Origin of the sequence: Paraburkholderia sp. EG287B (assembly GCF_040965595.1) — a bacterium.
GTDB lineage: Bacteria > Pseudomonadota > Gammaproteobacteria > Burkholderiales > Burkholderiaceae > Paraburkholderia.
The window spans coordinates 20,433-35,094 of record NZ_JBFRCG010000031.1; the positions used below are offsets into that span (position 1 = coordinate 20,433).

The 14,662-nt window shown below is 65.6% G+C and carries 15 protein-coding genes; 5 read left to right on the forward strand and 10 right to left on the reverse strand.

The window, feature by feature from the left end; genetic code table 11:
- Window positions 1-228 precede the first annotated feature (228 nt).
- Together AB4Y40_RS38340 and argC are read left to right on the forward strand one after the other, a co-directional pair.
- On the forward strand, window positions 229-753 hold the full coding sequence (locus AB4Y40_RS38340) for a YbhB/YbcL family Raf kinase inhibitor-like protein (RefSeq protein ID WP_368692288.1): 525 nt from the start codon (window positions 229-231) through the stop codon (window positions 751-753).
- Window positions 754-915: 162 nt separating this feature from the next.
- Window positions 916-1,863: an N-acetyl-gamma-glutamyl-phosphate reductase gene (gene argC / locus AB4Y40_RS38345; protein WP_368692289.1), complete on the forward strand. Its 948-nt coding sequence runs from the start codon at window positions 916-918 to the stop codon at window positions 1,861-1,863.
- A 246-nt stretch (window positions 1,864-2,109) separates the two neighbouring features.
- Here argC and AB4Y40_RS38350 read toward each other — a convergent pair whose 3' ends face one another.
- On the reverse strand, window positions 2,110-2,472 hold the full coding sequence (locus tag AB4Y40_RS38350; protein WP_368692290.1) for a response regulator: 363 nt from the start codon (window positions 2,470-2,472) through the stop codon (window positions 2,110-2,112).
- 266 nt (window positions 2,473-2,738) lie between these two features.
- Complete coding sequence (locus AB4Y40_RS38355) at window positions 2,739-3,611, reverse strand: NAD(P)-dependent oxidoreductase (protein ID WP_368692291.1); 873 nt, start codon at window positions 3,609-3,611, stop codon at window positions 2,739-2,741.
- A gap of 137 nt (window positions 3,612-3,748) precedes the next feature.
- Here AB4Y40_RS38355 and AB4Y40_RS38360 point away from each other — a divergent pair, with 137 nt between their 5' ends.
- Together AB4Y40_RS38360 and AB4Y40_RS38365 are read left to right on the forward strand one after the other, a co-directional pair.
- Window positions 3,749-4,567, forward strand: coding sequence for a Mut7-C RNAse domain-containing protein (locus AB4Y40_RS38360; RefSeq protein WP_368692292.1), 819 nt, complete (start codon window positions 3,749-3,751; stop codon window positions 4,565-4,567).
- A 117-nt stretch (window positions 4,568-4,684) separates the two neighbouring features.
- Window positions 4,685-4,969, forward strand: a complete 285-nt coding sequence (locus tag AB4Y40_RS38365; protein WP_368692293.1) for a hypothetical protein — start codon at window positions 4,685-4,687, stop codon at window positions 4,967-4,969.
- Between the two features lie 72 nt (window positions 4,970-5,041).
- On the opposite strand, the gene AB4Y40_RS38370 is transcribed toward AB4Y40_RS38365, so the two are convergent.
- On the reverse strand, window positions 5,042-5,263 hold the full coding sequence (locus tag AB4Y40_RS38370; protein ID WP_028203426.1) for a hypothetical protein: 222 nt from the start codon (window positions 5,261-5,263) through the stop codon (window positions 5,042-5,044).
- A gap of 425 nt (window positions 5,264-5,688) precedes the next feature.
- On the opposite strand from AB4Y40_RS38370, the gene AB4Y40_RS38375 reads away from it, so the two are divergent.
- Window positions 5,689-6,654, forward strand: coding sequence for a DMT family transporter (locus AB4Y40_RS38375; protein WP_368692294.1), 966 nt, complete (start codon window positions 5,689-5,691; stop codon window positions 6,652-6,654).
- A 443-nt stretch (window positions 6,655-7,097) separates the two neighbouring features.
- Here AB4Y40_RS38375 and AB4Y40_RS38380 read toward each other — a convergent pair whose 3' ends face one another.
- From AB4Y40_RS38380 to AB4Y40_RS38410, 7 genes are all read right to left on the reverse strand, one after another.
- Window positions 7,098-7,598: a CinA family protein gene (locus AB4Y40_RS38380; protein WP_368692295.1), complete on the reverse strand. Its 501-nt coding sequence runs from the start codon at window positions 7,596-7,598 to the stop codon at window positions 7,098-7,100.
- Between the two features lie 118 nt (window positions 7,599-7,716).
- On the reverse strand, window positions 7,717-8,484 hold the full coding sequence (locus AB4Y40_RS38385) for an NAD-dependent deacetylase (RefSeq protein ID WP_368692296.1): 768 nt from the start codon (window positions 8,482-8,484) through the stop codon (window positions 7,717-7,719).
- 280 nt (window positions 8,485-8,764) lie between these two features.
- On the reverse strand, window positions 8,765-10,591 hold the full coding sequence (glmS, locus tag AB4Y40_RS38390; RefSeq protein WP_368692297.1) for a glutamine--fructose-6-phosphate transaminase (isomerizing): 1,827 nt from the start codon (window positions 10,589-10,591) through the stop codon (window positions 8,765-8,767).
- A 77-nt stretch (window positions 10,592-10,668) separates the two neighbouring features.
- Window positions 10,669-12,030, reverse strand: a complete 1,362-nt coding sequence (gene glmU, locus AB4Y40_RS38395) for a bifunctional UDP-N-acetylglucosamine diphosphorylase/glucosamine-1-phosphate N-acetyltransferase GlmU (protein ID WP_368692298.1) — start codon at window positions 12,028-12,030, stop codon at window positions 10,669-10,671.
- Window positions 12,031-12,231: 201 nt separating this feature from the next.
- The gene (ttcA, locus tag AB4Y40_RS38400) at window positions 12,232-13,203 is read right to left on the reverse strand and encodes a tRNA 2-thiocytidine(32) synthetase TtcA (RefSeq protein WP_368692299.1); all 972 of its coding nucleotides are present in this window, start codon (window positions 13,201-13,203) and stop codon (window positions 12,232-12,234) included.
- 3 nt (window positions 13,204-13,206) lie between these two features.
- Entirely contained in the window at window positions 13,207-13,602 is a 396-nt protein-coding gene (locus AB4Y40_RS38405) for a dihydroneopterin aldolase (RefSeq protein ID WP_028203420.1), read from the reverse strand.
- 203 nt (window positions 13,603-13,805) lie between these two features.
- Window positions 13,806-14,624: an SDR family oxidoreductase gene (locus tag AB4Y40_RS38410; protein ID WP_069264255.1), complete on the reverse strand. Its 819-nt coding sequence runs from the start codon at window positions 14,622-14,624 to the stop codon at window positions 13,806-13,808.
- Window positions 14,625-14,662 lie beyond the last annotated feature (38 nt).

Consider the following 14,662-nt stretch of genomic DNA (forward strand, 5'->3'; position numbering starts at 1 on the left):
GAATCCTCCTGCACGGCTTGCTACGCGCGCAGGCGAAAGCTCGCTCGCTTATACCGCTATATTGGATCAAATTCGGACCAGGGAACAATTCCAAACTTTCCTTCAGGACAACGTGTCCCGAATTTCACAAACATGCAGGAGAACTCGCTGATGCGTACTCCCTATGACTTTGAGCCAGCTTGCATGCGCCGTGCATCCCGCCGTGCATCCCTATGCGCGGCCTTGGCGATGGCCAGTGTTGTGGCGACAACCAGCCTGGCCTGCGCAGGCGAAAAATTCGCGGTATCGAGCGCCGATTTCAGTGACGGCGGAAAAATCGGCCCGCGCCAGGTCTTCAACGATGCGGGCTGCAATGGACCGAACCAGTCACCCAGTTTGACCTGGCGCAATGCTCCTGCCGCTACGCGCAGTTTTGCCATTACGATCTTCGATCGCGACGCGCCGGGACGTGGCTGGTGGCACTGGGCCGTCGCGAATATTCCAGCACGCGTGACGAGCCTGCCGGAGAACGCCAGCGCCACGGGCGCGCTGCGCAAGCTCGGCGCGATCGAGGCGCGCAACGACTTCAACATCGACGGCTATGGAGGCCCGTGCCCGCCGCCGGGCAATCCCCATCGCTACGTCGTCACCGTGTACGCGCTGAACGTCGAGACGCTCCCGCTCGCACAAGGCCGCCCGGCAGCGCTGTTCGATCGCGAGATCAGCGGCTCGACGCTTGGAAGCGCGCAGATCACCGTGACGTACGGCCGCTGAGCGGGAGCGGTTGCGCACGGCGAGTGTCTGAGCGCTTACGGGTAAGCCCCGATTTTTTTCCGGACGCGTTCACACGCGCGTCCGCATGACGTCTTAAAATACCGTTCCAGCACCGCCTTGGGTGATGGCGCCCCCCAATCCCCTGCGTTCAGAGAGACTGAGATGAGCACGAAAGTTTTTGTCGACGGACAGGAAGGCACGACCGGCCTGAAGATTTTTGAATACCTGTCGCCGCGCACCGACGTCGAGATCCTGCGTATCGACGATGCGAAGCGCAAGGACGTCGAAGAACGCCGCCGTCTCATCAACACTTCGGACGTGACGTTCCTGTGCCTGCCCGACGTGGCCTCGCGCGAGTCGGCCTCGCTCGTCGAAAACGATCGCACCGTGCTGATCGACGCGAGCACGGCCTTCCGCACCCAGGCCGACTGGGCCTACGGCCTGCCCGAGCTGACCAAAGCCCAACGCGACAAGGTGCGCCAGTCGAAGCGCATCGCCGTGCCCGGCTGTCACGCATCGGCGTTCATTCTTGCCATGCGTCCGCTCGTCGAAGCGGGCCTCGTTGCGCCGGATTTCGCCGCGCACAGCTACTCGCTCACGGGCTACAGCGGCGGCGGCAAGAAGATGATTGCGGAGTACGAAGCGGGCGGCAACGCGAAGCTCGCGAGCCCGCGCCCGTACGCGCTCGGCCTCACGCACAAGCATTTGCCGGAAATGGCGGTGCACGGCGGCCTGAAGTCGGCGCCGGTGTTCACGCCGATCGTCGGGCCGTTCTACAAGGGCCTCGCGGTCACGACCTATTTTTCGCCGAAGCAGCTCACGCGCGGCGCCAAGCCGCAGGACCTGCAGGCGCTCTTCGCCGAGTACTACGCGGGCGAGGCGTTCGTGCGCGTGGCGCCGTTCAACGCCGATGAAAACCTCGACGCCGGCATGTTCGACGTTCAGGCGAACAACGACACGAACCGTGTCGATCTGTTCGTGTTCGGCAACGACGAGCAGTTCGTCACCGTCGCGCGCCTCGACAACCTGGGCAAGGGCGCCTCGGGCGCGGCGATCCAGTGCATGAATCTCGCGATTGGCGCGGCTGAGAATACCGGCCTGCATGCCTGAGGCAGCGAGACTCGCCGCGCAAACAAAAAACCGGCTCGCTGAGCCGGTTTTTTTACGCCCTTCGTCCTCGCCTTGCGCCAATGCAAAACCTGCAGACGAAAAAAAGCCCGCCAATGTTTGGCGGGCTGAATCCATATCAGAGGAGACATGGAGGAGACAAGAAGCAGTATATCGACTAGCGTGATGCAATGCAACATGTAAAGTAGTGCGCACCCTGAATGTTGCGCAGCAACAACACGTTCGTCATTACCCTGTCATCGACAGGATGAACACCAGCTGATCGAGCCCCACAGGCCGCACGAGATGCACGTCGAAGCCCGCCGCAAGCGCCTCGTCGCGGTGGCGCGATTCCCCCCAGCCTGCGAGCGCGATCAGGAGCGGCACGCGCTCGCCGCCGACCGCGCGCAATTCCCGCACGATCGCTCCGGGCTCGTCCTGCGCGAGCGAAAGCGCCACGATCGCCACGTCGGGCGCCCCGCGCGCGGCAAGATCGCGTGCCTCGTCGAGCGTGCGGGCCACAGATACGCCGTAGCCGAGATCGGTCAGCAAGGTGCTGAGCCCGTCCAGCGACTTCTCGTCGTTATCGGCGATCAGGATGCGCGTCTCCATCCGCCGTTCTCCTACCCTGAAAATGGCCTCACAGCCGGATCTCCCGTTGGATCCGGTGCGTGCCCTGTCGTCGTCATCGGTTCCCCGTCCCCACATCGCGGGCGGCGCCGCCAACCCGGCCGCCATCCATCGAGATGCGTCACATTGTGCTCAGCCGCACGCCGGGTCTTTGTGCGTCACCGCGCGGTCGTCTGAAGATTTTGATCGCAAAACGCCCCCGAACGTTCGCCGCGCCTCATTGCGCCCCTTCATTTCACGCAGACTCGTCAGGCGCGGCCCGCGCGCCGCGCGGCCACCTTGCCAAGCACGGCGAAATCGGAGTCGCCGTCGCCGTGGGCGACGGCTTCGAGCAGGCTGTCGCGCAGCACGCTCGCGAGCGGCATCGGCGTCGCGGCGGCGTCGGCCGCGGCCAGCGCGAGCCGCACGTCCTTCAGGCCGAGGCGCGCCTTGAAGAGCGCGGGTTCGTAGCGCCGCTGCGCGATCATGCCGCCGTAGCCTGCATACACCGGGCCCGGAAGCGGGCCGCCCGTCACGACGTCGAGGAAGTCGCGCATCGCGACGCCGTAGCCGTCGAGCAGCGCCGCGGCCTCGCCGAGCGACTCGACGGCCGCAGCCAGCATGAAGTTCGCGGCAAGTTTCATCACGTTCGCCTGCTGCGGCACGGCGCCGACGCGCCACGTTTTCTGGCCGATCACGTCGAACAGCGGCTGCACGCGGTCGATCGCCTCGGCCGCCCCTGCCGCCATGATCGTGAGCTTCGCCGCCTGCGCGGCGTCCGGGCGCCCGAGCACCGGCGCCGCCACGTAGTGCAGGCCACGCCCGGCATGGGCCTGCGCAAGCGCTTCGGCCAGCGCGACGGAAATGGTCGCCATGTTCACGTGCACGAGGCCCTGTGGCGCGTGATCGAGCAGCGTCGCGTCGATGACCTCGCGCAGCGCGGCGTCGTCGGCGAGCATCGAGAACGCGGCGTCGCCGGCAAATGCCTCGCCCGGCGTTCCGACGATGCGCGCGCCCGCGTCGGCCAGCGCCTGCGCCTTCGCGGCCGTGCGGTTCCACACGCGCACCGAGTGGCCCGCCTTCAGCAGATTGCCGACCATCGCGCCGCCCATTTCGCCAAGACCGATAAATCCGATGTCCATCGCTGCTCCTTCCATGAAAAACGAGGGGAAACCCGCGGCAAAGGTGCAGTACAGCACAAGGCGGGCCACGCTGCAGGCGGGCTCTCACGCCGCGCGAACGCGCGCGCGCCCAGGCAGCCGGTGCGATACTGCTTTGCATGGTCACCGCCACCTTCCGCTTTTACGAGGAGCTGAACGACTTTCTTGCGCGGCCGCTGCGCCGGCGTGCGTTCAGTTGCGCCTGCGCGCGCAACGCCACGGCGAAACACATGATCGAAGCGCTCGGCGTGCCGCATACGGAGGTCGAGCTGATCCTCGTGAATGGCGAATCGGTGGGTTTCGACCATCCGCTCGCAGACGGTGACCGCGTGGCCGTCTACCCGAAGTTCGAGGCGCTCGACATCCGGCCGCTGCTGCGCGTGCGCGACGCACCGCTGCGCGAACTGCGCTTCGTCGCCGACGCGCATCTGGGCGGCCTCGCACAACTGCTGCGGCTGGCCGGTTTCGATACGCTCTACGACAACCACTTCCCCGACGACGAGATCGAGGCGCTCGCCTCCGCCGAACACCGCATCGTCCTCACGCGCGACCGCGAGCTGCTCAAGCGGCGCAGCATCACGCACGGCTGCTACGTGCGCGCGCTCAAGCCGCGCGCCCAGGTCCACGAGATTTTCGAGCGGCTCGACCTCGCGTCGAGCGCGCGGCCGTTCCGGCTCTGCCTCATGTGCAACGCGCCGCTGCGGCCGATCGAGCGCGCCGCGGTGCGCGAGCGCGTGCCCGCCGGCGTCTACGACCGGCAGACGCGCTTCGTGACCTGCGACGTCTGCCAGCGGGTGTTCTGGGAAGGCTCGCACTGGCAGCGCATGCGCACGCTGATCGACGGCCTCACGCGCCCCACGGACGAAGCGCACGCGGCACATAACGGACACGAGCGCCACAACGGCCATGAGGGGCCGGACCGCGGCGACGGCGCGTAGTGGTATTCACGGGTACTCGATGCGGCTGAAAGACGTCCAGGAGGCCAGTCGCCGCGATGGACGCACGCGGGGGTTTGCGTACAATGCGCGCCACCGCCCAACACCGGAGCACGACATATGGCCATGAAGAAAACCGACCTTGAGAAGAACAAGGCGCTGAAACTGATGCAAGCGACGCACAAGAACGGGCCCGACCGTTTCGGCAAAGGTTCGGCGCAACCGGCGCTGGACCGTCGCGAACAGCGCAAGCTGGACCAGGCGCAAGGGCTCGTGCCCTTCGCGTGCAAGCTCAACGCCGATCTCGTCGAGAAGCTGAAGGCGCGCGCCGAGGGTCACCCGGGCGGCGTGAGCGGTCTGCTCACGGAATTGCTGGAAGCCGGCCTCGCACGCGACGCTTCCTGAGCGCTCATCCGCAGCGAACGCGCAAAAAAAGCCAGAGCAGATGCTCTGGCTTTTTTACGACTGAAGGGCGCTTTAGTTTGCCTGGCCCTTGTCTGCCGTACCGGCGGCCGATGCGCCTTCCGACACAGCGGCACGCTTGCCGTGGTGCTTGAGTTGCTTGTGCTGCTTCTTGGCCTTTGCGGGCGCGCTGGCTGCCGGTGCGGTTGCTGCGGGAGCCGAAGCGTCTTGTGCGAATGCCGAAGCCGTGACCAGTGCGAACGATGCTGCGATGAGCGAGGCGAGAATCTTTTTCATCTGTTGTTCCCCAAACCTGACAAATAATGACCGGCACGTTGTGAATTAGAACAGCGTGAAACCGCGAAACGATCCGCTTGCCGATCTGGGCGGGCGTTTCGCGCGAAGCAGTATTACGCAGCGTAGGGCGTTTGTCATCCGCTAATGGCCGGGTGTATTTTCCGGGAGACAATTCCCTTTCAATTCGGATACGATCGGCATTTACGCGTCCGTTTTCCGGAAGTTCGTTGTTTTTTCACGTAATACGCTGAATCGGCCTGCCCCGAACGAATTCGGGCCAGATTACCTCCCGAGTCAGATGCAATCGCGAAAAACGGGGCACCGCGCCCCTTGCGCAACAGGACACCAGGCGGGACACCGCGCGCCGCGCGCGCCAACCGTCGAAAACGCTGTCGCGCCCGTTCCCCGCGAAAAGAGATCTCCGCTTGCAATCCGCCTCCCGCCGCCACCTGCGCGCCAATCTGCTGATGCTGACCGCCGCCCTCATCTGGGGCTCGGCGTTCGTCGCCCAGCGCCTGAGCCTCGACGCCATCGGCCCGTTCCTGTTCACCGGCCTGCGCTTCCTGCTCGGCGCCGGCGTCGTTTCGGTCTTTCTGCTCGCACGCCGCCACACCGGCCGGCGCGGCGCCGCAGACAGCGGCAAGGCGGCGGCCCCGGCGCTGTTCAACGGCGCGCTGCTGCGCTCGGGGACCGTGCTCGGCCTCGTGCTGGCCGTTGCCATCTCGCTTCAGCAGATCGGGCTCAGCTACACAAAGATCGCCAATGCCGGCTTCATCAGTTCGCTCTATGTCGTGATCGTGCCGATGCTCGGCGTGCTGCTGCGCCATCGCACGGGCATCGGCACATGGCTCGGCGCCGCGCTCGCTGCGGTTGGGCTCTACTTCCTCAGCATCAACGAGCACTTCTCGGTGATGTACGGCGACTGGTATCAGCTCGGCTGCGCGCTCGTGATCTCGATCCAGGTCATGCTCGTGGGCCACTACGCGCCACGCCACGATCCGCTCGCGCTTTCGATCGCGCAGTTCGTCGCCTGCGGCGTGGTGTGCCTCGCGATCGGGCTCGCGTGCGAACCGCTGCGCGCGGCCGACATCGTGCGCGCCGCGCCCACCATCCTGTATGGCGGCGCGCTCTCGGTGGGCATCGGTTATACGCTGCAGGTCGTCGCGCAGCGCGACGCCGCGCCCGCGCACGCCGCCGTGATCTTCAGCATGGAAGGCGTGTTCGCCGCGCTCGCGGGCTGGGCCGCACTCGGCGAAACGCTCACGCCGCGCGCACTCGTGGGCTGCGCGCTCATGCTCGCCGGCCTGCTCGCCTGCCAACTGCTGCCGGCCTGGCAAGCGCGCATGCTCGCGAAGCAGCGCGCCGCTGCGCAACCTGCCGAAACGGCGTAAAAACGCGCCATGATTTCCCGGCGTTGATATCGCGCTCCGCACCGTTTCGACAAATGGCGTCGCTTTCGAGCGACGCCATTTTTTTTCGTGTGGATAACGCTGGATTGCGCCGCGCCGAACCAGGTTATCCACACCCACCTCTGGACAACCTGGGGACGACCTGGCGAACGACCTGTGGACCACTTCTTGATAACCACGCACCTGGTGTTGCGGCCTGAAAAGTTATCCCAGCCGCTCGCCACGCGTACAAGCTTTGTCCGCATGGCTATCCGTTTTGCATCGGTATGAGCCGACAGGCAATTTTCGTGTTGTCCACAGTTAATGCCAGGACTTGTTAACTGCTACTACTTATAAATATAAATACTGAAAAGACTATGGGGATATACGCGACGCTCGCTGCGCTCGCGTGCTGCGCATTCGGGCAAAGTCATTCCACTCCGGTTTTAATCGCGCGTAAGAACACCATCGACGAATCGCGGCAAGCCGAGCAACGCGCGTCGCGCGATCGATCTGCGGATCTCGCTTCTCCTGCCGGAGAAGCACACCGTCTCGCCCCCGCTATGCACGCGGCCGCGTTCGATGCATGCCCACGCCAGGCAATGCGTCACGATTGCACCTGGCTCGTCGTCTTCGTCGGCGAACCAGCCGATGCTCGCCAGCGCCACGCTCGCGCGTCCCGCGCTGCGCGCAAGCGCGCCTTCGGCGACTTCACGCGCCAAGGCTTCGCTAACGAGTCCGTTGTGCTCGATCGTCTGCGCACTCACGCCAGGCAGCGCCGCAAGCGCCGCTTGCGAATGCGCCACGCAACCGAGATCGAGACAACCCGACGCTCCGCGCTGGTCGGCCAGCATCGCGCCGATCGCACCGGCCGTGCCGGTTTCGACGCTCACGAGCACGAGCGAGCGCGGCTTCAGATAACCGACGATCTGCTTCGCAATATTCATGACGGCAACGAATGGATCAGGAAAAAGCCAGTGTCGCACGCAGGCGCAATAAAAAAGGGCGTGCCTCCCGAGGAGGCACGCCCTTGCTCAATGCATCGCGTGAGGAACAGCGTGGGGGCTAGTCGCCCGTCATCATCCGCTCGATCGTCGGCTCGAGATCGAGCAAACCGATGGTCGCGGGCTTGGCCTCGACGACGCCGAAGCATTCCGTGCGCCGTGGTGCCGGATCGACGAGGAAATTGCGCGCGTAGTGCCCGCAACGCGCAGGCGGCAGAAGCCGCTCGGGCGGGATCACCTCGAACGCGGTGCCCACAGCGATGAAGAGATCGTCGGGCGTCATGTCGCCCTGAATGCGCCAGAGCGTCTCGTACTCGGGCGCGGCCTCGTTGAAGAACACCACGCCGGGCTTCACGCCCTCCACCTGCCCACACGACGGACAGGCCGCCTGCGGATCGAGCGCGCGGCCGGACACGGGAAACCGATAGTCGCAGTCGGTGCACAGCAGCGAAATCATGTCGCCGTGCAGATGCGTCACCTGGCGCGCGCCGGCCTGCTCCAGCATGTCGTCGATGTTCTGCGTGACGAGATGCACGCGCTCCGTGCCCCATGCGTCCTGCCATTTCGCGAGCCGTTCGTGGGCGGCGTTCGGGCGCGCGTCGCCGCATTCGGCGATGCGCTGATTGTAGAAACGGAACACCGCGGGCCGGTTGCGGCGCCACGTGAGGTAATTGCAGACCTCGTCAATGCTCGCGTGGGACCAGATGCCGTCGCCGGTGCGGAACGTCGAAATGCCGCTTTCCGCAGACAGCCCCGCACCGGAAAACACGAACAGGCGGGGGAGTCTGCCGGACTGCCCCGGTTGCCGGGATTGCGCCACGTTTGCCACTTTCGTCTCCTTGATCGAACGGCGACATTATGACCGTCCAGCGGCGTTTCGGCAGAGGTTCGCCATGGCGGACAGGCGCAGTCCAGACGAGCGCGTTACGCGCCCCCAGAGGCGCCGCAGCGCGTCTGGTCACCCCAGCCCACGCACTGAGCCGCGGCAGCCGCCTGAGCGGCCTCTGAGCACCTCCTGCTGCGATCGACCCAATAGATTGGCCCAATAAAAAAGGGATGCCGCGATGGCATCCCCTTTTTCGACCGGCGCGTTCAGCGCGCGAACACCCTCACTCCACCGTCACCGATTTCGCGAGGTTACGCGGCTTGTCCACATCGGTGCCGCGCACGCACGCCGTGTGATACGCGAGCAGTTGCAGCGGCACGACGTGCAGGATCGGCGACAGCAGCCCGTAGTGTTCCGGCATGCGGATCACGTGGATGCCGTCTTCGCTCGTGATGTGCGTATCGGCATCGGCGAACACGTACAGCTGGCCGCCGCGCGCGCGCACTTCCTGCATGTTCGACTTGAGCTTCTCGAGCAGCGCGTCGTTGGGCGCCACCGTCACCACGGGCATCGCCTCGGTCACGAGCGCGAGCGGTCCGTGCTTGAGCTCGCCGGCCGGATACGCCTCGGCGTGGATGTACGAGATTTCCTTGAGCTTGAGCGCGCCTTCGAGCGCGATCGGATAATGCAGCCCGCGCCCGAGGAACAACGCATTTTCCTTGCGCGCGAACTCTTCGGACCACGCGATGATCTGCGGCTCCAGTGCGAGCACGCCGTTGAGCGCGGCCGGCAGGTGGCGCAGCAGTTTCAGGTACGCGGTTTCCTGTTCGGCGTTCACATGGCCGCGCAGCTTGCCGAGGGTGACGGCGAGAATGAAGAGGCCGACGAGCTGCGTCGTGAACGCCTTCGTCGACGCCACGCCGATCTCGCGCCCTGCATGCGTGAGGAACTTGAGTGCGGTGAGGCGCACCATCGCGCTCGTCGCCACGTTGCACACCGCGAGCGTGTGCGCCATGCCGAGCGACTGCGCGTGCTTGAGCGCGGCGAGCGTGTCGGCGGTTTCGCCAGACTGCGAGATCGTCACGACGAGCGCGCGCGGATTCGGCACCGACTCGCGATAGCGGTATTCGCTCGCGATCTCGACATCGGTGCGGATCTTCGCCACCGACTCGAGCCAGTACTTCGCCGTGAGGCCCGCGTAGTAGCTCGTGCCGCACGCGAGAATCAGGATGCTGTCGATGCCCTTGAACACCTCGCCCGCGTTCTCGCCGAAGAGTTCGGGCGTGAAGGCGTCGGTGGCCGGAATCGTGTCGGAGATCGCGCGCGGCTGCTCGAAGATTTCCTTCTGCATGTAGTGGCGATACGGGCCGAGATCGACCGCGCCGCCATAGGCGCCATAGGCCTGCACGTCGCGCACTTCGCGCGTCACGATGTTGCCCGCGCGATCGGCGATGCGCACGCCTTCCAGCGTGATCTCGCACACATCGCCTTCTTCCAGATAGCTGATGTGCTCGGCGCTGCCCGCAATGGCGAGCCCGTCCGACGCGATGAAATTCTCACCCTTGCCGTAGCCCACCACGAGCGGCGAACCGGCGCGCGCGCCGACCACCGTATGCGGCTGGCTCTTGTGCACCACGCCGATCGCATACGCGCCCGCGAGCTGCTGCACGGCCGCGCGCACGGCGGCGAACAGGTCGCCTTGATACAGGCTGTGGATCAGATGCGCGATGACTTCGGTGTCGGTCTGCGAAACGAATTCGTAGCCCTTCGCGCGCAGCATTTCACGCAGCGACTCGTAGTTCTCGATGATGCCGTTGTGCACGATCGCGAGCGTGTCGCGCGAGAAGATCGGGTGCGCATTGTTCACCGTGGGCGCGCCGTGCGTGGCCCAGCGCGTATGCGCGATCCCGGTCACGCCTTCGAAGTGCGCCTCGCGCACCTGCTCGTCGAGCTCGGCCACGCGCGCGACGCTGCGCACGCGCTGCGGGCCGTCGGCCGTCACGACGGCCACGCCGCACGAGTCGTAGCCGCGATATTCGAGCCGCCGCAGTCCTTCGATCAGGACGGGAACGATGTTACGTTGCGCAACCGCGCCGACGATGCCGCACATGGATTCGATCCTTTGCAATGAGAGGCGTGGGCGCCGCGCGCTTGTCGCGCAATAGGCGGCGCCCGCAATTCAACCGTTCAGTTCTTTTTCTTCACCGGGCGAACGTAGCCGGTTTTCGCGATCTGCGTTTTTTCGTTGAGCACGAGCGTGGCTTCCGGCACGTCCTTCCACACCGTCGTGCCCGCCGCGATCGTTACGCCGCGGCCCACGCGCACGGGCGCGACGAGCTGCGTATCCGAACCCACGAACACGTTGTCCTCGATGATCGTGCGGTGCTTGTTCGCGCCATCGTAATTGCAGGTGATGGTGCCCGCACCGATGTTCACGCCCGCGCCGATGTCTGCGTCGCCCACGTAGCTCAGGTGATTCGCCTTCGAGCCCACGCCGATGTTCGCGTTCTTAACCTCGACGAAGTTGCCCACGTGAACTTCATCGGCGAGCTTCGCGCCGGGACGCAGACGCGCGTAAGGCCCGAGCACCGCGTTCGCGCCGACCGCCGCGTTTTCGATATGCGTGTAGGCGTCCACACGCGTGCCCGCGCCGATCGACGCGCTGCGAATCACGCAGTTCGGGCCCACGCCCACGTTGTCCGCCAGCGTCACCTCGCCTTCGAACACGCAGTTCACGTCGATGAACACGTCGCGCCCGCACTTAAGCGAGCCGCGCACGTCGATGCGCGCCGGGTCCGCGAGCGTCACGCCCGCCACGAGCAGCGCTTCGGCCACCGCGCGCTGATGCACGCGCTCGAGTTCGGCGAGCTGCTGCTTGCTGTTCACGCCGAGCGTTTCCCATTCGTCGTCGGGCTGCGCGGTCACGGCCGGATGACCGGCGGCGATCGCAGCTTCCACCACGTCGGTGAGGTAGTACTCGCCCTGCGCGTTGTCGTTCTTCAGCGCGGCGAGCCAGCCCGCGAGCGGCGCGGTCGGCGTCACGACGATGCCCGTGTTGATCTCGGCGATCTTGCGCTGCGCTTCGTTCGCGTCCTTCTGCTCGACGATGCGCTCGACCTTGCCCGCCGCGTCGCGCACGATGCGGCCGTAACCGGTCGGGTCGTCGAGCGTGACGGTGAGGATGCCGTAGCCGTTCTCGCCAGCGGTGTCGACGAGACGCTTGAGCGTCGACGCGCGCGTGAGCGGCACGTCGCCGTAGAGCACGAGCGTGGGCACGTTGGCATCGAGCAGCGGCAGCGCCTGCGCGAGCGCGTGGCCCGTGCCGAGCTGCTGCGCCTGCAGCGCGAACTGGACGTCGGGCGCGCCGACGGCTTCGCGCACGGCTTCGCCGCCATGGCCGACCACGACGACGAGGCGCGTGGGCGAGAGCGTGCGGGCAGTATCGATGACGTGCGAGAGGAGCGGCTTGCCGGCGAGCGGATGGAGCACTTTCGGCAGCGCGGAGTGCATGCGTTTGCCCATGCCTGCCGCGAGGATCACGATGTTCATTGCATCGGTGACTGAATGAGGATGAAGCGGCCGATTTTAGCATGCGGGATATCCCCGACACGCCGGCCGGCCGGGCTCTCGTGCCCCGAAAAACATTGTTTTACAACTGCTTTTCTTCGGATCGACAGGCAGAAGTAAAAAACGCTCCGATGCGGGGTCGGAGCGTTTGAGTCGAACCGCGGGGACGACTTAAAGGACGGTTCAAAGATCGTCGAACGGCGTGAACTTGATGGCCGCGCCTTCCGCAGGCGCCGGGTCGGTCGAACACGGCTCTTCGTCGAACGCGATGTCGCCCGCCGGATCGGCCACGCCCGTCGCGCGCAGGTCCGCGAAGTTGAACAGGTTCGCGTCCATGAGGTGCGACGGCACAACGTTGCCGAGCGCGTTGAACATGTTCTCCACGCGGCCCGGGAAGCGCTTGTCCCACTCGCGGATCAGCGCCTTCATCTCCGCGCGCTTCAGGTTCGGCTGGCTGCCGCACAGGTTGCACGGAATGATCGGGAATTCGCGCAGCACCGCGTACTTCTCGAGATCGGTTTCTTTCACGTAGGCAAGCGGCCGGATCACGACATTCTTGCCGTCGTCGGACTGCAGCTTGGGCGGCATGCCCTTGAGCTTGCCGCCGTAGAACAGGTTCAGCAGCAGCGTCTGCAGAATGTCGTCGCGATGATGGCCGAGCGCGATCTTGGTCGCCCCCAGTTCGCCCGCCACGCGGTACAGAATGCCGCGGCGCAGGCGCGAACACAGCGAGCAGGTCGTCTTGCCTTCAGGCACGAGACGCTTGACGATGCTGTACGTGTCCTGGTTCTCGATGTGGTACGGCACGCCTACCTTGTCGAGATATTCCGGCAGCACGTGCTCCGGAAAGCCTGGCTGCTTCTGGTCGAGGTTCACGGCCACGATCTCGAAGTCGATCGGCGCGCGCTCGCGCAGGCGCAACAGCACGTCGAGCATCGCGTAGCTGTCCTTGCCGCCCGACAGGCAGACCATGACCTTGTCGCCGTTCTCGATCATGTTGTAGTCGCCGATCGCCTGGCCGACCTGACGCACGATGCGCTTGAACAGCTTGTTGTTCTCGTAGGCTTCCTTCTGCTCGCGGCGCGTGAGCGCCTGGCGGCCCGTTTCTTCGGTCGCGGCGTCCTCGCCAACGGGTAGCGTTTCGGGGGCGTTCATGAATCAGTCCTCTTTGATGCGAAAGACCTCGACGCCCACCGCGTCGCAGTCCGGATAAACGTCGGGCTTTTCGGTCGAGACGCGCACCGCCCGCACGAGTTCGTGCGAAAGCAGCGCCGCGGCGAGATCGTCGCAGAGCGTCTCCTGCAGATGGATATGGCCCTTGCCCACGCGTTCGGCAACGGTCGAGCGCATGAAGTCGTAGTCCACGACTTCGCGCAGCTTGTCCTCTTGCGGCGTGGTCGAAGCAAGCGGCACGAACAGGTCGACATTGATGACGACGCGCTGCTCGCCGCGCTTCTCGAAGTCATGCACGCCGATGTTGATGTGCACTTCGTAGTCGCGCAGGAAGAGCCGGCGGCAATCGGCGAGCCGGGGGTGAAGCAAAACGGTGGACATACGGGTTCCAGTCGATAAAAGCGTGCGTTCTCTCGCACGTATGCCGGCGCGGCGCGCCCGGCGGGTCGTTCAGCCGGTCTGCAAAACCGCTCGTGCGCGGCGGCTTGCATTCCTTTGTCTTCGTCAGCACCGCTGGCTCGCCGTTCTGCGCGCAGCGGGCTATGCATTTAGTTGCAAAACTAGATGCAATCCACGTTCGGGCGTCAGCCGCCCGTCAAAAACATCACGTCGCGGGGCAGCGGCAGGAGATGCTGGCCGCCGTCCACGACGAGCGTCGTGCCGGTCACGCCGGTTGCCCGCGCCAGATACAGCGCGGCTTCCACGAGATCGGCGGGCCGCGACGCGCGCTTGAGCGGCGTAACCTGGTGCGCGGCGGCGAAGCTCGCCGGCGTCTGGTCGCCCGACTGCAGCGTCAGGCCGGGCGCGAGCCCGACCACCCTCACCTTCGGCGCGAGCGCCTGGGCAAGCGCGACGGTGGCGTTCTGCAGCGCGGCCTTCGTCAGCGTGTACGACAGATAGTCGGGATTCATGTTGTACAGCTTCTGGTCGAGCACGTTGATCACACACGGGCGCAGCGTCTCGTCGTCCGCCGCCGCTTCGGGCGTTGCCTCGTACAGCATGCGCGAGAGCACGAGCGGCGCGCCCACGTTGATCGCCATCAGCTGCAGCAGCTTCGCGTAGCCCACATCCTGCGCGGTGTCCTCGTCGAAGCGCGAGGCATTGTTGAGCACGCACGCCGGACGACCGAGCGCCGCGACACAATCCGGCACGAGCCGCGCCACCTGGGCTTCGTCGCCGAGGTCGGCGTGCAGCGCCACAGCCCGGCGGCCCAGCGCCGCGATCTGCGCGACGACTTCGTCGGCGGCCTCGCGCGACTCGCCGTAATGAACCGCGACGTCCCAGCCGCGCTGCGCAAAGCCGAGCGAGAACTCGCGGCCAATACGGCGTGCTCCGCCCGTGACCAGCACGACGGGCGCCGCTACGCCAAAATCGGGGCGCGATCCGTTGTCGGATGCACTCATGTCGGCGTCAGCCGGGCGGATGCCGGGAGTTGCGCTCA